We start from the raw sequence: 18,163 nt of genomic DNA, 5'->3' as shown, positions 1-18,163 counted from the left end.
GGGACTCGTTTGCCGCAGCAAGGAATCATCGCGTGCTGCACCGTAGCCAACCCGACACCATCCAGACGGACGGACGATCCATGCTCCTGTAGTACTTGTCGGGCGTTGCCCGGAGACTCCTCGACTCAGTACTGTGCAACTAGCGCTACCTCTGCCCGCCCCTCACTTTCTAGGCTGGAGTTCCCCTTGGACTTCGTTATTCGGAGCGATCTCAGATCACCCCATCAGCCAAACACCGTGTACCTACGGCTAATCGATTGGGATGATTGGTTCAAGTATGCGACCACTTACAGCGTCGACTACGTCGATGCCTTTGGGGACCGACACCAAATCGGTAACACTAAGATCGGGAAGTTTGGCCTAAAGCCAGCTGGTCGCGGCGACGGCGTTCCGGGGGTAGCTCGTCATCCGGCACCACCAGAAGCGTTCAAGACCCTGCCGAGAGACTTCTTCTCGGTCGGTCAAGATTCAGACTTTTACGAGGAGCTCACCGAACTAGGTGATCATATTCGCGATGCTGTTCTTAAAGGTCTCCGGGATGTCGCCTTCCTGCCACATCTTCTTGAGAAGGCAGCAAAAGAGGATGTCACCAAGGTCTCGCTACTTCGCTATGTCCCTCTTCTTACCGTCCAAGAACAGTTCACGCGCCTGGCTCGCGGTGGCGCGAGGCTCACACCCTACGATCTAGGATACCGACTCAAATACCTCGAAGGGGCACCGAGGGTGACGTTCGCGGTCGTTCCCGAGTCGATACCGCCGACAAACATACATGTGATTGTCGGGCGGAATGGAGTAGGGAAAAGCACGTTCTTAAACAAACTCGCCGCGTTCCATGTCAAAAAGTCGCGGGAGGAATCTGACGACTCCGATGCCGTCGTCTCAAACCTTGTCTCCGTGTCGTTCAGCGCATTCGATTCTTTCGAGCCTCTTTCCGTTCCGCAGGACCGCACGAAGGGACTCACATATCACTACGTAGGGCTCAAGCGAGTAGGCGCATCGAAGGAAGAATCGGACCGTATCAAGGGACCGCGAGCCATCGCATCGGAGATGACCAAATCCGCGCGCGCTTGCCTCCAAGGTGCCCGGCGAGCGAGATGGGTCAGAGCCCTTCGCCTTTTGGAAAGTGATCCAATCTTCTCCGCAGCAGGCATAGCTGATGCCGCTGACCCGGTTTCCAGCGAGGGGGTAGAAGACGAGGACACACTGGATTCGATCAGCGCTACGTTCAAACGCCTCAGCTCAGGACACAAATTGGTGCTCCTCACCGTCACCCGCTTGGTTGAGACTGTGTCCGAGAAGAGCCTTGTCCTCCTTGACGAACCAGAGGCACACTTACATCCGCCGCTGCTCTCGGCATTCGTGCGGGCCTTGAGCGACCTGCTTGTCAACCGGAACGGAATCGCGATCATGGCGACCCATTCGCCCGTGGTGTTACAGGAGGTTCCTCGCAGTTGCGTGTGGAAGATCGATCGCGTCGGGGACACGGCACGAGTCAGCCGTCCGACAATCGAGACCTTCGGAGAGAACGTTGGCACGTTGACGAACGAGATTTTCGGCTTGGAAGTTGTGTCGACGGGCTTTCACCGAATTCTCCGCGAAGTCGCGGAGAAGCATGCCACGGAAGGATACGAAGCTGCTTTAGCGGCTATTGGTGGCGAGGTTGGCACAGAGGGGCGGTCGATCCTCCGCTCGCTTGTTGATGTGCTGGGGCGGCAGAATGTGGAGCGTTGAGCATCCGTGCTTGGCACCTTCGGAGATCGTGGCTGGCGGTGCGAAACGTGTTCGCAACCGCGACTTAGCTCGGCGTCTGACGGCAGCAGTTCCCTATCTGGTGACGAATGAGCTTCTACTGGAGGCGCTCGTTCTTCGAGGTTCTGTTCACGAGGCGTCGCAGGAAGACTTCGAACTGGACACGGTCACCGATGATGAACTCCGCTGGTTCTACTTGCGACACATGTCCGACTCCGGTGGCGGCTCTCGGAAGCAGTACGAGCGGATTCTCGCCGGCGCCAGATACGGCCTGTGTAGCTATTGTCAGTACGGTCAGGCCACGACACTCGACCATGTAGTTCCACAGACAAAGGTCGGGGGTCTGGCGATCACGGCCCTAAACCTGGTTCCTGCTTGCCAACAGTGCAATAAGAAGCTACTCGATTGGCAACCTGGCACCGGTGCAGATCAGATGATTCACCCGTACCTCGAGGCCGTCGAGTCGCGTTGGCTTTATGCGCAGGTGATCGAGGACGGCCCGGGCGGACTGCGATTCCGCGCTGATCCGTCTGTGGACTTGGACCCGGCGCTCCGCGCTCGAGTGGTTGCTCAGTTTGAACTACTTGGACTGGAGCTGCTCTTCGCCGGCGTTTCTGGGCGCGACCTCGCGGAAGCGCGCTCAGTCGTACGCGGTCAGGACGCAGGTGCGTCCGGCGTCGAAGATGCCAGACGCCAGACGACGCGTTCAGCCATCGAGGTAGCTCAGATCTTAATGGAGGAAGCTAACCGTTCGTTCGCAGTGGATACCAACAGCCGAAGAGGTGCAGCGTACGAAGCTCTTGCCCAAAGCGAGTGGTTTTGCGCTCAAGGTGCCAGCAGGCGATAGCTCGTGTGTACCGAGCAGAACAACCGAGGTTGTTAGCTTGCTCGAGATCCCCGCCACGACCATCACCTAGCTAATCTCCGCTGCCTTCATCGTTTGTGGGGTAGAGAACAGATCCAATGAGACCTTCGACAGAAATCGCACCAGGGTCCGGCGACTCCTCACCTTCAGCAAACTTGAACCGCTCCGCAGCCTTGTACGCGAGGCGCACCGCTTGAACCACGAGCACGCGTCGGAGGCCTGCAGACACTTCACCGCGCTCGTGGGCTACTGCAGCTAACCGAGCTATAGTCTCGGCACGCCGAGCAATACGAACATCGGGGTGTCCCCGTTCCTCACGAGTCTCCTCGGAGATCAGCGCAAACCTGAACGATTGAGGGAGATCGATCGGCCGCGATGCCGGCGGGATCTTCTCATTCAGTATCGCGCCAAATTTGCTGTTCTCGATTGCTTGCAGGTAGGCCGAGTACTCGTGTTTGTCGAGCAAAGTTTGCGAAGCATCGAACGCTGCCCTGTCGTCACGCTGGCTGGGGGTGTCTTGCAGTTCCCACAGCGGCCACACTTCCAGCTCTGCGACTTCGAACACGTCGAGGATGCGCATTGCAACTGCATCAGTCCGCTGGTTGGTGAGGTGTCGATTGAGTCGAGTTGCGAGGCTCTCCTTCGTCTGGCCGACATAGATGGGTTCGCCGTCATAATCGTAGAAGGCGTACACGCCCCATTTGGCCCCGGTCACACGACGCCCCTGCTCATCCTTTGCCTTCTTGGCCGCGTCGAATAGTGACCTAAATTCTTTCACGACCTCGGCGGGAAGATCCTTTTTCCTGGGTTTCTTTTGCGTTGGAGTCGTGCGCGGCCTGCTGGTGCTTGCCATTACAGTGCCTTTGTGGCGCGCAGATCACGGGCTTCAAACTGACCTCGCACCATTGGCATTAGGTAGTTCTCGCTCAGCCACGCGACTGCGGGGACGACAACCGCGTCGCCGAAACCGAACAAAGCTTGGTTCGTTCGAGTTGCGGTGAGGTCGTAGTCGCCCGCACCCATCAGACGGGCATACTCCCGAGGAGTCATCCAGCGGACCTGTAGCCGATTACTCCCGAGCCGCACGACGGCCTGCTTCGACGACCCACCTCGCGCCGTGCGGAGGCAACCCGCGATGTCGTCGGCACGTACCTCCCACACAGCAACGCCTGCGCGCGTTCTGCGGTAGGCCGTGCGAAATTTTTCTCCAGGGCTGCGACGCAAAGCAGCAACCCGCTCGTGCTGCATGGGGGAGAGGGAACCAACGAACTTCTCCGTGCGCTCGGCATCCCACCACCGCTCGTCATCATCAGGCATCTGCTCGACGAGCTCACCGAAACCCTCGACAAGTGGTACCGGTGGAGCGGGGAGCGGCGCTCGGTGAGTGCGGAGGGTCTTGTCGCCGTAGACCCACTGGAGCCAATCAGGGCGCAACTCCGAGTTGGGGTCGGCGATGTCCTCAGGCGGGTTCTTTGCGCCAACCAGGAATAGCCGAGGGCGCGATTGTGGTACAAATCGTCGCGCATCCATCGCGAGCACATCGACCGAGTAGCCCAGCTCGTTGAAGGCACGGATCGCCGCACAAAGGTCATCTCCGCCATGGGAAGTCGCGAGACCTGTCACATTCTCCAGCACCACTACCTCGGGGGCGTCGCCCTCTAGCTCCCTGAGGACCCGGATGAAGTGCCAGAACGTACCCGACTGAATCCCGGCAAGTCCAGCGCGTCCGCCGGCGAGGGAAAGATCTGTGCAGGGCGAGGAGGCCCAAGCGAGAGAGGCGTCGCGCGGGAGGGTTTCACCCTCAACCTTTCCGATGTCGCCAAGTGCGAAAGCATGGACCTCCGCGTCGCCAAACTGCGCGTCGTACATCGCCTTCTTGTCGGGCTCGAAGTCGTTCGCCCACGCCACGCGGAATCCCGCTGACTCGAGCCCCATCCGAGCCAGTCCGATCCCTGCAAAGAACTCCAGCACCTTCGGACGGGCGGCGTTGATCGGCGTCAGTTCTCCCATGTGGCCAGCGTACCGACTACCACCCCCACAGGGCCCGCAAAGCTGTGTGTGTCCGACAGGACTCAGGCCGCCGCAGACCTACGACGACGCGTAGGTAGGCCCGTCGGAGTGTCGTTGCAGCGGCAACGATTGTTGGCCTGAGCCGGACTCATGTTGCGCCCCACCGTTCTTCGAGCTGGTGAAGCACCCGGCGCAAACAGGCGTTAGTCAGCGCTGCGGTTGAGGTTGCAGACGTGGCACCGCCAGACCGGCTCGCCGTCGGCTTCCGCCGGGTCCATCCGATGCAGGCAGTCTGGGCAGTTGGGCGTGTTAAGGAATGCGTCACGTTTCAGCCGCATTTGGCGCTGGTGCTCGAGATCGTCCACTAGCTGCTCCTGCACAGTCCGCGTGGGTGGAGCATCGGTGGCGTGCACTTCAGGTTGCCCGCCGTCCTCCTTGGCCCGATGCGGGGGAGGACAGGAGCCAGGTTGGACCGCTCAGTATCCTCGACCAGGATCACGTCACCCGAGCAAGCGATCCCTCCCACGCGCATAGACATGACGGAAGCCCTCCTTGTGCGCTCTACGTACCGACCTTATGCCCACCATCCCGCAGATCATCCGCCGGGCGTAAGTCAGGGCGCGAAGGCTCGGACCGTCCCGGTATAGCGGAGCCGCCATGCCGGCGAACGCTGATACTCGATCGACCGAGCCCACCCGAGAGATCAAGACAGCGGCGACCAAGCACATACATCACTCGCTTGAACCGAAACGTCCCTCCAGGTCGCGCCCCGTCGACCACGCCCGCTTATGCGCGACACAGCGGTCAACCAACGGTGAACCTGCTCGACGATCGTGCCGAGCGCGCTCGAAATCGTCTTGACCGGTCCCGGGCGACGATTCGCCCAGAGGGCTTCGCCTGCGCACCACGAGAACGTACGCCGCCGGTCGACTCCACGCGACACGATACTGTGACCAGACACTACCTTCCTGAGGAGAACCGAAAATGGATCGCGTGGACTACGAGTCGATGTTGGTGCAGGACTTGCTCAACGCCCACCAACGAGGCGAATTGAATGTGTCGCCCTGGTACCAGAGACGCAGCGTTTGGTCGACTCCTCACAAGTCGTATCTCATAAACTCGATCTTTCTCAGCGCTCCGGTTCCGACAATCTATCTTCGCCACACGATCGATCTGGAGGCAGAACGCACCGTCAAGGAGGTCGTGGACGGGCAGCAGCGGTGCCGCTCGATCATCGAGTATCGGAACAACGAGTTCAGCGCGAGGCACCCCGTTCGCAACCGGCGCTTGTTCTATCGCGACCTGACGGCAACTGAACGCGAACAGTTCCTGATGGCCAAGCTGCCAACAGCGCAGCTCATTGGTGCCGATGACGCTGACGTTATAGATATCTTCGGCCGCCTCAACGCTGTCTCAAAGTCGCTCAACCCTCAGGAAAAGCGAGCAGCACAGTACAGCGGGGAGTTCCATCAGTTCTGTCTCAATACGTCTACATCCCACCTCGCGCTCTGGAGAGACCGCAGTATCTTCAGCGCCGCGGAGATCTCTCGGATGCAGGAAGTGCAATTCGTTGCGGATCTAGCGATCTCCATGATTGAGGGAATTACCGACTTTGGGGCTGCGCGCATAACGCGCGCCTATCATCAGTGGGATGAAGAGTTCCCACTCAAGGAGGAGCTCTCAGGCCGTTTCGATCGCGTCTTCAATCTGTTGTCCACGCTTCGCCCAACCTCACTCGCAGATACGATCTTCAGTCGTTCACCGCTCTTCTATTCGCTCTTCATTTGCCTGGACCGCATGTCACAGCTACCTAGTCCCGCAAAGCTCGAAGACGAGCTATTCGGAATCGATGCCGCCTTCAACGACCCTCGTCCGGCAACCGAAAAGCCCCAAGACGTTGTTGACTTCGTCAATGCGTCAACCTCTACGACCCAGCGCATCCGTCAGCGCACTGTGCGAGATGCATTCATTAGTCGACACCTGGGATCCTAGCGATGCCCGCGCCCTCTGTCGGGGTCCCCTACCAAGAATTTCTGAGGCGAAATTCCGCACATGCTTCGATCGCGGGCCAACTTACGGACCTGAGCCCGACCCTTCAAAAGGCTCTGGCTGAACTGGTCATGATCCGACTCTTTGACGACTTCTTAGAAACGACTGCCGGAATCGCGTATCGCCTCGCGTGCGGGGCTGACTACTTGAACGGCTCGCCTGTCTCGTTGCAGACCACACCGGCGCGATCCGCGAAAAGCGCTCGCCTTCTGTTTCGGGACCACAACCGCGCGGGCAAGTACTGGGAGCCCAAGTGGTCGACAGCACCTTACATCGTAAAGACAACAAGGTTTGTGATCGACCCGAGCGAACGTTTCATCGCTGCCGCCAACGCCCACACCTTGACGATCTCCGATATGCAAGCCGTGCGCAACCGGATAGCCCATAAGAACACGCGGTCACGCGCCCGATACAACACGGTGCTTCGGCGCCACTACGGCGGCACGCCCAACGGAATCGCTCCGGGGCATCTTCTACTGTCTCCACGAGTGAAGCCCCGGGTCTTGGATCAGTACCTGATCGCTACGCGGATCATTGTTCGAGACCTAGCCGGCGCGTAGAGCGGCCTTCGCATACGGCGTCGGGCAACTGAACGAAAGCGCCGACCGCCGCACGAGATCAGCGCCGCGCTGCACCACCAAACCGCTCCCCCGAGCTCACCTGCTGCGCCACCCTCCGCAGCGCCAGCAACAACGGCTCCACCAGCACCGAGCCCAGCACCACGTAGCGCACCGCAGCCTCCGCAGACCCCTCCGGCACCCCGGCCACCTCAGCATCCGCAATCCGCCGCATGCTCGCGAGGTACTCCGCCATCGCCGCATCCGGCACGGTGAACCCGACGCGCTCCAACCCCTGCAGCGCCCGCGCGACCGCGTGCAGCACCGCCTCGTCGCACATCCCCGGCTTCCACCCGAGCCCCGCGACAAGAGCCTCAGCATCCGTCAAATCCAAAGACTCATCCACCGGCGGAGTGATCGCCGCATGCGCCGTCCCGAGAAGGTCGTGCGCGCTCTCGGGCGGATCATCCAGCGCCCCCAGCACCCGCCGCGTCTCGGCGATGCTCACCCCCGCATCGAGCAGCGCCCGGATCACCCGCAGCCGCTCCACGTGCTTCTCGCCGTACGCGGCCTGAGTCGGCGCACTGCGCTCGCCCTCGGGCAGCAGACCCTCGCGCAGGTAGTACTTGATCGTCGGCACGGTCACGCCGGTCTGGGCTGACAGTTCGGAAATTCTCATGGCCACCTCTTGACTTCGATAGTAGCGCTATCCATTATGGATAGTGAAGCTATCCAATCAAGGAGTCATCATGTCGAAAGTCATCACGGGCCGCATGACCCACCGCCACGAGGGCGAGCTCGTCGTGTTCCACATCGGGATGCAGATCAACCGCTGGTGGCGCCCCGATCTGTGGATGCCGGCCTTCTTCGCCATGCCCGGGATGCTGCGCGAACTCAGCACCGACCCCGACTCGGGCATGCTCGGCTACCACCTGCTCTTCGGCTCGGGCGGACCCTACGTCGTGCAGTACTGGTCATCCGTCGACAAGCTCTACGCCTACGCTTCCAGCCCGAACCAGCAGCACCGCCCCGCCTGGAGCGCCTTCACCCGCGCAGCCCGCAAGGCCCCGGGAGCAGTCGGCATCTGGCACGAGACCTTCCGCGTCGACACCGCCGAGAGCGTCTATGTCTCGACGAAGCCGATGGGCCTGCCGAAGGCGACGGAACTCGTCCCGGTCGGCAAGCGGCACGATCGGGCGCAGGCACGCTTCGCGGAGGGGCGGACGGATGCGGGGAAGGCCGAGGCGGCGCGGTAGGTCGTTTCGTCTCGTCGCTGCGCTCCTCGCTCAACGACCGGGAGGCGCCGCTGCGCTCCTCGCTCAACGACCGAGGCGGGGCGAGCCACTACCCTCGCACCATGCCCACCGATCGCCCGCGCGCCTGGATCTTCGACGTCGACGGCACGCTCGCCCTCATCGGTGACCGCTCGCCGTACGACATGCGAAACGTCGCGATCGACACCCCGAACCACCCGGTCGTGATCGCCGCCCAGGCCTTCGCCGCGCATCCGGATGTCGACGCGCTCATCGTCGTCTCCGGCCGCGATGAGACCGCCCGCCGCGCCACCGAGGCCTGGCTGACCTTCAACGAGATCCCGTTCGACCGGCTACTCCTGCGCCGCACGGGCGACCAGCGCGCCGACAACATCGTCAAGGCCGAGATCTACGATGCCCACATCGAACCGCACTTCGCCGTGATCGGCGTCGTCGACGACCGCCGCAGCGTGGTCGAGATGTGGCGCGCCCGCGGACTCACCTGCTTCCAGGTGGCCGAGGGCGACTTCTAGCCGCTCGGAAACCGCCCTCGCGCCGACGCGCCCGCAATACATTGCCGCCCCTCGATCCGCGGAGTAACGTTCCACACGTCACTTGCGCCTCAAGCGAGGTTCATCAGCCCGCATCTGACGATCCGAGAGTCCGATCGGTGCCCACGAACGCCCGGTCCTGACAGGAAGGCAATGATGCCGAACACTGACCCGATCGCCCGGAGCCGCTCGGTCTGGCGCCGCAAGCCCGTCAGCGAGATGACGGAGGATGCCGAACACAGCACCCTGCACAAATCGCTCGGCCTGTGGCAGCTCACGGCCATCGGCGTCGGCGGCATCATCGGAGTGGGGATCTTCTCCCTCGCCGGACTCGTGGCCCACGGTGACGCAGCGAACCCCGGCGTCGGACCCGCGGTGCTGATCTCCTTCCTCATCGCCGGACTCGCGTCCGCCGCGGCCGCCCTCTCCTACGCCGAGTTCGCCGGCATGATCCCTCGAGCCGGCTCCGCCTACAGCTACGGATACGTGGCCCTCGGCGAGGTCGTCGGATGGTTCATCGGCTGGGACCTGCTCCTCGAGTACGTCGCCATCGTCGCCGTCGTCGCCATCGGCATCTCGGGCTATCTCGACGCATTCCTCTCGGGTTTCGGCATCCACCTGCCGCTCGCCGTGACCGAGACGGCCGACGTGGAGGGCGGCCTCGTCAACATCCCCGCAATCGTGATCTGCCTGCTCGTCACCTTCCTCCTCAGCCGCGGAACCCAGACGTTCGGCCGCTTCGAGTTGGTGGCCGTCGCGATCAAGATCGCCCTGATCCTCGGCATCGTCGGCCTCGGCATCTTCTACATCAACACCGAGAACTACAACCCGTTCATGCCCAGCGGCTTCGGCCCGGTGTTCACGGGCGCGGCGACCGTGTTCTTCGCCGTCTTCGGCTACGACGCGATGAGCACCGCCGCCGAGGAAGCCAAGGACGGCCGCAAGCACATGCCGAAGGCGATCATCCTCTCCCTCATCATCGCGATGCTGCTCTACGTCGCCGCGACTCTGGTGCTCACGGGCATGCAGAACTACACCGAGATCGACCCGAAGGCCGGCTTCGCCTCGGCCTTCTCCAGCGTCGGACTCCCGGTGGTCGCGGCCATCATCTCGGTCTTCGCCGTCCTGTCGATCCTCACCGTCATGCTCACCTTCCTCCTCGGGGCGACCCGGGTGTGGTTCTCGATGAGCCGCGACGGGCTGCTCCCCGGCTGGTTCAGCAAGGTCGACCGCCGAGGCGTGCCCCAGCGCGTCACCTGGATCGCCGGCATCGCCTCGGCAGTCTTCGCCGGCATCTTCCCGATCCGCGCCGTGGCCGATCTGACCAACATCGGCATCCTCGCGGCGTTCGTGGTCGTCTGCGTCGCCGTGATCGTGTTCCGCTACACGAAGCCGGATGCCCCACGCACCTTCCGCCTGCCGTTCATGCCGGTCGTGCCCATCATCGGCGTCGGGTTCTCCCTGTTCCTCATCTCGCAGCTGCACTGGGAGACCTGGCTGCGCTTCGCCGTGTGGCTGGTGATCGGACTCGTCATCTACTTCACCTACGGCCGCCGCCACTCGCTGATGAACCCGGACAGTCCGCGGCACCAGACGGCTGCGAACAAGTAGGCCGCCCTCTCGTCATCACCTCGCACCCGACTGAACGCGTCGACAGCTCAAGCGGTGGTAGATGCGCGATGAGCGCAGATCGACCGGGCATCGACCCGCTCCGAGGAGTGTCGTCAAATATATTTATACTGCACTCATATGTGTATCTAATGGAGGAATCAGAGAACTCACTCGGCACCAAGTACACGTACAAGCTGCAGAAGCAGCAGGGGTCGCGGCCCCGAATCGGGGGACCCGTCAACTGGCGCACCATCGCAACGAGCGGATCGCTCACCGCATTCAATCCGTATCGCTCAGCGATCTCGTGCGGCTTCTAGCGAGGGTCGCGACCTCCGGCGCAGTCGTGGCAGCTCTCATTGCGACTGTCGCGGCGTGCTCCGCGACACCCACTCTGAGAACCGACGAAGCTGTGGGCCAGCCCCTCAGTTCCTTGAATCGAAGCGCGGCGGATCACGCGGGGCTCCTCATCCAGGACTCTTCGACGCGGGTAGGGGAGCGCGCTTCCTTCGCCCTGTCGACGTCGGACCCGAAGGAGTGGATCATCGTCGCCATCTGCGCCGACGACTCGGAGATCAACAGCGCAGAATCCGTCGAGATCGCGATCATCCCCAAGGCCGCCTACACGGCGTCGGTGAAGAACGAGGTCAAGGCAGGAGATTTCCGCGACGCCGTGACCTGCGAGGACCTCACGTACCGTTGACGGCGAGCGTTGCGCCTCGTCACTCCACGACCGGGGCGGCGATCCCCCGGAGCAAACGCACCACCGCCTCCTCCACCCGCTCCGCACTCAACGGCTGCCCGATCAGGGCGGCCCTCTCGTCACCGCCTCGCACCCGACCGAACGCGTCGACAGCTCAAGCGGTGGCGGGCCGGTGGTCGAGACGCCGCCCGCTTCGGGCTGTCCCGCTTCCAGGCGCACGACATCAACTCCTCCCGGGGACAGCCTTCAATCGTCTCTGCCCTCATATATATTGCTTAAGCCCTCATATGTGGTCTTTGATGGACCACATCGGTTCAACCGGACCAACCTAAGGGGGACCCATGAAGGCACACTTCCGACTCTCGATACTTCTCGCCGCACTCGCCGCAGGCGTCATCCCGCTCGCGGGAACCGCCGCAGCCTCGGCTGATACGGCCGCGCTGACAGACAGCCAAGAGGCAGCAGTGCGCGTCAACATGACCAGGGGTGGCATCTCCCCACACATCCAAGATGCGCTCATCGAAAAGATCGAGGCGGGCATCGCGCCCGACTCCCTCGGAGAGGCGAGCCCTGTCGACATCGTCACCGAGCGCACCCCGTCCGGCACCCGAACGATCCAGATCTTTGAGGACGGCTCTCGCACGTGGACGGAGATCCAGACGACCTCAGCGAAACCGTCGGGCCCAACAATCAACGCTTCGATCAGCGGATGTCGAAGCTCTGGAGGCTGGAAGGTCGGATGTCGTGTCGGGATCTATGACCTCATCAGCAGCGCGACCTTCGTGATCGACTACCAGACCAGCACCAGCGCTAGGGCGAAGGTGCGGGACATGCGAGCCCTGACATGCGACAACATCGCGGGTCCGTGCACTCGCTCAGGCGGCATCAAGCGAGCAACCCAGAGCGCCGCCGGACCCGCATGGGCCGAGCTCTCCTACGCAGCAAGCGCCGGGTGGGTCCACACGAAGGGCTCCTTCGGCATCCGCGTCAGCGGCACCAGCGTGACCACCTACTAGCGGTCGCGCATTCAGGAAGAAAGGAAGCCCAATGTTTGGAAGCGGACTTGACGTCATCGCATTACTCGCCTGGCTCACGACCGTCGCCCTCGTCGTCGGCGGCATCCTCTTCGCAGGGTTCGTTGTGATTACAACTCTGAGGCAGCGTCGGTCGAAGACGAGCTCTGCTCACCAGGGCCAGTCGAACCCGGGAGGGTGATCGCTCTCGCCTTCATCGTCGGCGCGTTGGCTCTGGCCGTTGCCACCACCCGTCACGGCCGACGACCCCGCGACTCCTGGCCCGCCACTGAGACGACTCGCTGCCCACCCAGGAGCGAGTCGTTTCGTCTCGCTCCGCTCGCTCAACGACCTAGGGCGGGCGAAGAGTTTCGTCTCGCCTCGTCACTCCACGACCGGGGCGGCGATCCCCCGCAGCAAACGCACCACGGTCTCCTCCACCCGCTCCGCACTCAGCGGCTGCCCGATCAGGGCGGAGTACGACGCCATCGCGATGAACTGGTCCGCGATCGCGGCAGCATCCACGTCCGCCCGCACGTCGCCGTCGGCGCGCCCGTGCGACACCCGCTCCGCCACCCACTCACGGATCGGCGCCGCGAGCCGCTCATTCAGCACCAAGCCCAACTCGGGATCGGCCGCGGTCACCTCGATGAGCGCCCGCGCCAGCGCCACACCCTCCGGACGAGCCAGCCCGTCAGACATCGCCGAGAACCACGCCCGCAGATCCGCCCCGAGATCGGGCGTCATCGGCACCGACACCTCGGCACCGGGCAGCGCCCCCTCGAGCAGCGCCTCACCGAGAATCGCGGCCTTCGACGGCCACCACCGGTAGATCGTCTGCTTCGACACCTCCGCAGACTCCGCGAGGCCCTCGATCGTCACGGCCTCGTACCCGTCTGCGGCGAGCGCGCGACGCATCGCCTCCAGTACGGACTGACGGGCTTTTTCACTGCGGGGACGGGGCACCTTTCGAGCGTACTCAGGCGTACACTGGAACATAAGTAGACGCACCGTTGCGAAACCGAAAGAACCCCGAACAAGGAGAAAGAGCATGGCCCTCACCGCACACTCCACCATCGGCGACTGGATGAACGACCCGACCGGCGGGCCTCTCATCCGCGGACTCTTCGAGCAGACGGGCGCCGACCCCGAGCTCCTCACCCCCGTGCTCGGCCTGCCCCTGCAGCAGCTCGTCGCCATGAGCCAGGGCCAGCTCCCCCAGTCGGTCGTCGACGACCTCGTGCGCGCGGCCAACGGCGGCGAGATCCCCGAGGACGACGCCTCCGAGGGCTGGACCGAGAAGGTCACCTCCGGTCGCTTCGCCGGCAAGACCGTGATCGTCACGGGCGCCGCCTCCGGCATCGGCAAGGCCACCGCCTCGCGCATCGCCCGTGAAGGCGGACGTGTCATCGCCAGCGACATCGCCGCCGAGAAGCTCGACGCCCTGAAGTCCGAGAACCCGGATGCCGACATCATCACGGTCGCGGGCGACCTCACGAAGCAGGACGCGATCGACGCCGTCCTCGCCGCCGCGGGCGACCGCATCGACGGCCTCGCGAACGTCGCCGGCATCAACGACGACTTCTCCCCCGCAGGCGAGACTCCGGATGCCGTCTGGGACCGCGTCATCGCGATCAACCTCACCGCTCCGTTCAAGCTCATGCGCGCGGTCATCCCCGTCATGGAAGCTGCGGGTCGCGGTGCGATCCTCAACGTCTCGAGCGAGGCCGGCCTGCGTGGCAACGCCTCGGGCAACGCCTACACCGCCAGCAAGCACGGCATCATCGGCGTCACCAAGTCGGCCGCCTTCATGTACGGACCGAAGGGCATCCGCGTGAACTCCGTCGCTCCGGGCGGCGTCGCCACCGGCATCCCGATGCCCCCGAACATGTCGGAGTACGGCTCCGGTCGCCTCGCTCCGTTCCAGCAGTCCATCCCGACGGTGGCGACGGCCGAGCACCTGGCCGCATCGATCACGTTCCTGCTGTCGGACGACGCCGTGAACATCAACGGCGCCATCCTCGCCTCCGACGGCGGATGGTCGGTGCAGTAACCCGCACCCGCGAGACCAACGCCCCGCCGACCCGAACGGCGGGGCGTTTCGCGTATGCGTCGACTTTGACGGACGAACCCGTCTCGCGTCCGATCGATGTCTACGAGTAGGTCAAGCCGAAGAAGGTGGATCCGAGCATGAGGGCCAGGACGGCGACGATCGCACTGACGGCCCTCACCCACGCCGTTCCGCGGCGCACGGCGCCCACACCGGAAAGAGCTGCTGCGATCATCGTCGCAAAGCTCAGGGCGCGGATGGCGAGATCCGGCAGTACCGCCGCTGTCGCGATGCCCGCGAGAAGTGCGAGAACGACGGCGGCCGCAGGAATCACGAGACGGCTGACGAGGCGCGACCGGGTGCGTATGACCCCGCCTCTCTGCTCCGCGACTGTCATACTCGCTCCCTCATATCAGCTCGACGATCAATGCGGCCAGGATCCCATGTCGGCGCCGCGGCGGCAACAGGTGATCGTTGCGAGATGCCGACGAGCCTGCACCCTACCGACCCGGACGCAAGGGGGATGAGTTTCGAACTCGCCCCGACCTACACTCGACCCCATGCTGAAGATCGGCTCGATCGTGATCCGCGTGACGGATCTCGCCGCACAGACCGCGTTCTGGAAAGCGGCGCTGGACTACGTCGAACGGTACCCACCGGACGACGACTGGGTCATGCTGAAGCCCCGCGACGGCGAGACAGCCGGCATCTCCCTCGACGCCCACGCCTCCGAACGGGCGCTGCCGCCGCGCATCCACCTCGACATCTACGCCGACGACCAGGCCGCCGAGGTCCGCCGGCTCACCACTCTGGGCGCGCGCGAAGTGCACTGGGACCGCAAGCCCGCCGACGCCGACTACGTGATCATGGAGGATCCGGAAGGCAACCGGTTCTGCGTCGTCGATGCCGCTGACTGGTCCGGCTGGACCGAGGGCTCGTGACCGTCTGAACCGCGTCGCGGCGGAAGATCATCCTCCGGCGGGGCTCTCGCGGTCGAGACGCCGCATCTTCGCATCCGTCACCAGCTGCCACGCCAGCAGGGCGAAGAGCGGGATGATCGACGCCAGACCGAGCATCTCCGGCTCGCCACCGTTACGGATGTAGATCACATTCGCGACCACCGCGAACATGATCGCCGCCACGGCGAGCGACAGGCGCACGGGCGAGAACAGGATCCGCGCCCGCGTGCGGAACGAGTTCGTGTACGAGTCCGGGGCCATCTGCAGGGATGAGCGTGTCATGCGACCTCCGGTCGAACCGGCCGCGGCAGCGCCCGTCTCCGACCACTCTCGCGCGCAGCTCCGCGTTCCGCATCAACGGGGGCGGTTGCTCCTGGTCCGTCGCCCCAGATCACGACGCGACTCGGCCTCGCATCCGCCCCACCGCCGCGCGCACCAGCGCCGCGTTGCCCGGCGCCGTCGAGCCGTCCGGCAGCAGCAGCGTGTCCTCCAGCCCGATGCGCGATTCCAACCCGAGCTCCACGGCCAGGTCGAAGACAGGCCACGTCGAACCCTCCTCGCCGTGCAGCAGGATCGGGATGCCGGGCTCCTCGAGCTCGACATGCGCAATCATCGCCTCGGCATGCTCGCGCACCGTTTCGGCCGGCTCGTCCGGCAGCTCGATCAGCACCCGCAGGCAGTCGCCCCGCAACGGCGAACGCTTCCACACCTCGAAGCCCGCCGCATCCCACAGCCCGGCCTCCACCCCGACGCCGCGTCTCAGCAGCAGGGCGGCCACCTCGTCGGCGCCGGCTTCGTGCCAGTTGACGGACGCGTGATCGGGCAATTCTGTCCACCCCTCGATAGCCGCGAGACGACGCTCCACCTCGGGCTCAGCCCACGCCCCGGTCGTCACCCCGACCGGAACACCGGGGTGCGCCGCACGCACGGCCCACACCCACCGCGCGACATCGGCGGGCGCGAGGCTGTCCCGTCCGGCCGCATCCTTCGGGTGCACATGCACCTCGTGCGCCCCGGCCGCCACAGCCCGCGCGGCATCGTCGGCGACCACCGACGCGTCCGCACTCAACCACGGATGCTCCGCCGGATCACGGGCGCCGTTGACGCATGCCTGCAACAGCATCCGTCGTTCGGGGTCGACGACGCGAGGCGGATCGGAGGGCGGCGCCATCAGCCGATCAGTTCGCGCGGGTGCAGGTCGTACGCGAGGGAGTCCTTCGACGGACCCTCGTCGGACCGCACGGTGTGCCCGACCTGACGGGCGACCGCCGCACTGCGACCGACCTTCACCGCATACTCTTCGCTCTCGAAGCTGCTGCCCAACGTGCGCGATTCGCCCTCGATGCGGTTGAACCAGATGCCGTTGCGCTGGAACGTCTCGATATCTCCTGCGGCCATGCGGGATCCCTTCTGTCTGACTCCTGTCTACGCGACACGACCGACACCGCAGAGCCCCTTGACACCCGCGCGACGGGCGTCCGACCACGGGAGCTCAGCGCACGAGACCGGCCCGGCGCACCGCATCACCCATCGTCGCGAACGCCTCCTCGAGGATCGGTCGCGGCGTGGCGAACACGACCCGGACGAAGTCCTCCGCGCCCCGCCCCAGCAGCCGCCCCTCGGTGAGCACGACCCCGGCCTGCTCCCGGAAGAACTCGGCGGGCGGGCCGGGAATCCCCAGGGCACGGGTGTCGATCCATCCGATGTACGTCGCCTCCGGCACCCGATACACGGCGCCGGGCAGATTCTCCTCCACCAGCGATGCGAGCAGCCGCCGCGACCCGTCGAGGTACTCGATCACGTCCGACAGCCACGGCTTCCCCTCGCGGTACGCCGCCGTCGAGGCGACCACCCCGAGCGTCGCCGCACCGTGCTGCACCGCGAACCCGAACCGCTTGTACAGCTCCTGGTCGGCGTCGTTCGAGGTGATCAGCTGCGCGGTCTTCAGGCCCGGGATGTTCCACGCCTTCGATGCGCTCGTGCCCGTGACCGTGTGCGCGGCCGTCGCCGGGGACACCGACGCATACGGGACGAACGGCGCACCGTCGTACCGCAGCGGCGCATGGATCTCGTCCGCGAACACCCGCCCGCCGCGACGCTCCACGATCTCCGCGATCGCCTCGAGCTCCTCCCGGCCCACGATCGTGCCGGTCGGGTTGTGCGGATTGCAGAGCACCAGCGTGCGCGCCCCGGCGGCGAACGCCTCGTCGATGCGCTGCAGGTCGTGCTGCCAGCGCCCGTCGACCTCGACACCCGGCACCTCGATCACCGGATGCCCGATCGCGGGCAAGTATGTCAGGAACGGCATGTATGCCGGAGTCGGCACGATCACGGGCGACCCGGCCGGCGCATACTCCTGCACCGCGACCCCGAGCGCAGCCATGACATCGGAGACCGGATGCACCCGCTCCGGGTCGACCGCCCATCCGTACTCGTCCTGCATCCACCCCGCCGTGGCCACGCCCAGCTCCGCGGCCTGCGGCGGAGAGAGGTAGCCGAGGTTCTCGTCGTCGATGGCCCGATGCAGCGCCCCGGCGATCTCGGGCGCGACCCCGAAGTCCATCTCCGCCACCCACGCCCCGATGCGCCCGGGGTGCAGGCTCCACTTCCGACTCTGCGGCCGATCGAGGTACAGGCGGGTGCGCGCATCGAACGGATGCGACGGAAGAGAACGGTCCGCAGTCATGGTCGTGGTCCTCGCCGGCTCAGCCGACGGCGTCGATACAGGAACGACAGCTCGAGGTCTGGATCTCGGTCACGGCAGGACTCCTTCTCAGCGGGGACTCCACCAATCTA

General features: G+C 64.5%; 19 protein-coding genes. 10 read left to right on the top strand and 9 right to left on the bottom strand.

Annotated features, from left to right (window positions below; genetic code table 11):
- The first annotated feature begins 237 nt into the window (after nucleotides 1-237).
- Nucleotides 238-1,731, top strand: a complete 1,494-nt coding sequence (locus MME74_RS01405; protein WP_267416862.1) for an AAA family ATPase — start codon at nucleotides 238-240, stop codon at nucleotides 1,729-1,731.
- A 10-nt stretch (nucleotides 1,732-1,741) separates the two neighbouring features.
- Entirely contained in the window at nucleotides 1,742-2,596 is an 855-nt protein-coding gene (locus tag MME74_RS01400) for an HNH endonuclease (RefSeq protein ID WP_267416861.1), read from the top strand.
- A 70-nt stretch (nucleotides 2,597-2,666) separates the two neighbouring features.
- Here MME74_RS01400 and MME74_RS01395 read toward each other — a convergent pair whose 3' ends face one another.
- A complete protein-coding gene (locus MME74_RS01395) occupies nucleotides 2,667-3,467 on the bottom strand; it encodes a GIY-YIG nuclease family protein (protein ID WP_267416860.1) in 801 nt (266 codons plus the stop codon).
- Nucleotides 3,467-4,624, bottom strand: a complete 1,158-nt coding sequence (locus MME74_RS01390; RefSeq protein ID WP_267416859.1) for a DNA cytosine methyltransferase — start codon at nucleotides 4,622-4,624, stop codon at nucleotides 3,467-3,469. Before MME74_RS01390 ends, MME74_RS01395 begins: the two co-directional genes overlap by 1 nt.
- A gap of 984 nt (nucleotides 4,625-5,608) precedes the next feature.
- Between MME74_RS01390 and MME74_RS01385 the strand changes: the two genes are divergently transcribed.
- Nucleotides 5,609-6,616, top strand: coding sequence for a DUF262 domain-containing protein (locus MME74_RS01385; RefSeq protein WP_267416858.1), 1,008 nt, complete (start codon nucleotides 5,609-5,611; stop codon nucleotides 6,614-6,616).
- A 675-nt stretch (nucleotides 6,617-7,291) separates the two neighbouring features.
- Here MME74_RS01385 and MME74_RS01380 read toward each other — a convergent pair.
- On the bottom strand, nucleotides 7,292-7,909 hold the full coding sequence (locus MME74_RS01380; protein WP_267416857.1) for a MerR family transcriptional regulator: 618 nt from the start codon (nucleotides 7,907-7,909) through the stop codon (nucleotides 7,292-7,294).
- 70 nt (nucleotides 7,910-7,979) lie between these two features.
- On the opposite strand from MME74_RS01380, the gene MME74_RS01375 reads away from it, so the two are divergent.
- The 5 genes from MME74_RS01375 to MME74_RS01355 all read left to right on the top strand — a co-directional run bounded on the left by MME74_RS01375 (nucleotide 7,980) and on the right by MME74_RS01355 (nucleotide 12,361).
- Complete coding sequence (locus MME74_RS01375; protein ID WP_267416856.1) at nucleotides 7,980-8,486, top strand: DUF4188 domain-containing protein; 507 nt, start codon at nucleotides 7,980-7,982, stop codon at nucleotides 8,484-8,486.
- Nucleotides 8,487-8,587: 101 nt separating this feature from the next.
- The gene (locus tag MME74_RS01370; RefSeq protein WP_267416855.1) at nucleotides 8,588-9,016 is read left to right on the top strand and encodes a polynucleotide kinase; all 429 of its coding nucleotides are present in this window, start codon (nucleotides 8,588-8,590) and stop codon (nucleotides 9,014-9,016) included.
- Nucleotides 9,017-9,190: 174 nt separating this feature from the next.
- On the top strand, nucleotides 9,191-10,645 hold the full coding sequence (locus MME74_RS01365; protein WP_267416854.1) for an APC family permease: 1,455 nt from the start codon (nucleotides 9,191-9,193) through the stop codon (nucleotides 10,643-10,645).
- Nucleotides 10,646-11,054: 409 nt separating this feature from the next.
- On the top strand, nucleotides 11,055-11,345 hold the full coding sequence (locus MME74_RS01360; protein ID WP_267416853.1) for a hypothetical protein: 291 nt from the start codon (nucleotides 11,055-11,057) through the stop codon (nucleotides 11,343-11,345).
- Between the two features lie 341 nt (nucleotides 11,346-11,686).
- On the top strand, nucleotides 11,687-12,361 hold the full coding sequence (locus MME74_RS01355) for a hypothetical protein (protein WP_267416852.1): 675 nt from the start codon (nucleotides 11,687-11,689) through the stop codon (nucleotides 12,359-12,361).
- A 381-nt stretch (nucleotides 12,362-12,742) separates the two neighbouring features.
- Here MME74_RS01355 and MME74_RS01350 read toward each other — a convergent pair whose 3' ends face one another.
- Nucleotides 12,743-13,324, bottom strand: coding sequence for a TetR/AcrR family transcriptional regulator (locus MME74_RS01350; protein WP_267416851.1), 582 nt, complete (start codon nucleotides 13,322-13,324; stop codon nucleotides 12,743-12,745).
- Between the two features lie 85 nt (nucleotides 13,325-13,409).
- Here MME74_RS01350 and MME74_RS01345 point away from each other — a divergent pair, with 85 nt between their 5' ends.
- Nucleotides 13,410-14,411: an SDR family NAD(P)-dependent oxidoreductase gene (locus MME74_RS01345; RefSeq protein WP_267416850.1), complete on the top strand. Its 1,002-nt coding sequence runs from the start codon at nucleotides 13,410-13,412 to the stop codon at nucleotides 14,409-14,411.
- A gap of 100 nt (nucleotides 14,412-14,511) precedes the next feature.
- Here the strand turns inward: MME74_RS01345 and MME74_RS01340 are convergent, their stop codons facing one another.
- The gene (locus MME74_RS01340) at nucleotides 14,512-14,805 is read right to left on the bottom strand and encodes a hypothetical protein (RefSeq protein WP_267416849.1); all 294 of its coding nucleotides are present in this window, start codon (nucleotides 14,803-14,805) and stop codon (nucleotides 14,512-14,514) included.
- 163 nt (nucleotides 14,806-14,968) lie between these two features.
- Here MME74_RS01340 and MME74_RS01335 point away from each other — a divergent pair, with 163 nt between their 5' ends.
- On the top strand, nucleotides 14,969-15,349 hold the full coding sequence (locus tag MME74_RS01335) for a VOC family protein (RefSeq protein WP_267416848.1): 381 nt from the start codon (nucleotides 14,969-14,971) through the stop codon (nucleotides 15,347-15,349).
- 27 nt (nucleotides 15,350-15,376) lie between these two features.
- Here MME74_RS01335 and MME74_RS01330 read toward each other — a convergent pair whose 3' ends face one another.
- The 4 genes from MME74_RS01330 to MME74_RS01315 form a co-directional block, all read right to left on the bottom strand.
- On the bottom strand, nucleotides 15,377-15,649 hold the full coding sequence (locus tag MME74_RS01330; RefSeq protein WP_267416847.1) for a hypothetical protein: 273 nt from the start codon (nucleotides 15,647-15,649) through the stop codon (nucleotides 15,377-15,379).
- A 109-nt stretch (nucleotides 15,650-15,758) separates the two neighbouring features.
- Nucleotides 15,759-16,538 carry a 3-keto-5-aminohexanoate cleavage protein gene (locus MME74_RS01325; protein ID WP_267416846.1) on the bottom strand — a complete coding sequence of 260 codons (780 nt, stop codon included), beginning with the start codon at nucleotides 16,536-16,538 and terminating at the stop codon, nucleotides 15,759-15,761.
- Nucleotides 16,538-16,765: a hypothetical protein gene (locus MME74_RS01320; RefSeq protein ID WP_267416845.1), complete on the bottom strand. Its 228-nt coding sequence runs from the start codon at nucleotides 16,763-16,765 to the stop codon at nucleotides 16,538-16,540. Before MME74_RS01320 ends, MME74_RS01325 begins: the two co-directional genes overlap by 1 nt.
- 94 nt (nucleotides 16,766-16,859) lie before the next feature.
- A complete protein-coding gene (locus MME74_RS01315) occupies nucleotides 16,860-18,053 on the bottom strand; it encodes a MalY/PatB family protein (RefSeq protein ID WP_267416844.1) in 1,194 nt (397 codons plus the stop codon).
- Nucleotides 18,054-18,163: the final 110 nt, after the last annotated feature.

It is taken from the genome of Microbacterium oxydans (genome assembly GCF_026559675.1).
GTDB classification, from domain to species: domain Bacteria; phylum Actinomycetota; class Actinomycetes; order Actinomycetales; family Microbacteriaceae; genus Microbacterium; species Microbacterium oxydans_D.
The sequence above is the reverse complement of the archived record's forward strand: the minus strand, read 5'-3'. Positions and strand labels throughout refer to the sequence as shown.

Coding starts and splice junctions, on each gene's coding strand:
- MME74_RS01395 (WP_267416860.1), bottom strand. CDS start 3,467: ATGGCAAGCACCAGCAGGCCGCGCACGACTCCAACGCAAAAGAAACCC.
- MME74_RS01365 (WP_267416854.1), top strand. CDS start 9,191: ATGCCGAACACTGACCCGATCGCCCGGAGCCGCTCGGTCTGGCGCCGC.
- MME74_RS01330 (WP_267416847.1), bottom strand. CDS start 15,649: ATGACACGCTCATCCCTGCAGATGGCCCCGGACTCGTACACGAACTCG.
- MME74_RS01390 (WP_267416859.1), bottom strand. CDS start 4,624: ATGGGAGAACTGACGCCGATCAACGCCGCCCGTCCGAAGGTGCTGGAG.
- MME74_RS01370 (WP_267416855.1), top strand. CDS start 8,588: ATGCCCACCGATCGCCCGCGCGCCTGGATCTTCGACGTCGACGGCACG.
- MME74_RS01320 (WP_267416845.1), bottom strand. CDS start 16,765: ATGGCCGCAGGAGATATCGAGACGTTCCAGCGCAACGGCATCTGGTTC.
- MME74_RS01355 (WP_267416852.1), top strand. CDS start 11,687: ATGAAGGCACACTTCCGACTCTCGATACTTCTCGCCGCACTCGCCGCA.
- MME74_RS01380 (WP_267416857.1), bottom strand. CDS start 7,909: ATGAGAATTTCCGAACTGTCAGCCCAGACCGGCGTGACCGTGCCGACG.
- MME74_RS01385 (WP_267416858.1), top strand. CDS start 5,609: ATGGATCGCGTGGACTACGAGTCGATGTTGGTGCAGGACTTGCTCAAC.
- MME74_RS01335 (WP_267416848.1), top strand. CDS start 14,969: ATGCTGAAGATCGGCTCGATCGTGATCCGCGTGACGGATCTCGCCGCA.
- MME74_RS01325 (WP_267416846.1), bottom strand. CDS start 16,538: ATGGCGCCGCCCTCCGATCCGCCTCGCGTCGTCGACCCCGAACGACGG.
- MME74_RS01340 (WP_267416849.1), bottom strand. CDS start 14,805: ATGACAGTCGCGGAGCAGAGAGGCGGGGTCATACGCACCCGGTCGCGC.
- MME74_RS01315 (WP_267416844.1), bottom strand. CDS start 18,053: ATGACTGCGGACCGTTCTCTTCCGTCGCATCCGTTCGATGCGCGCACC.
- MME74_RS01375 (WP_267416856.1), top strand. CDS start 7,980: ATGTCGAAAGTCATCACGGGCCGCATGACCCACCGCCACGAGGGCGAG.
- MME74_RS01345 (WP_267416850.1), top strand. CDS start 13,410: ATGGCCCTCACCGCACACTCCACCATCGGCGACTGGATGAACGACCCG.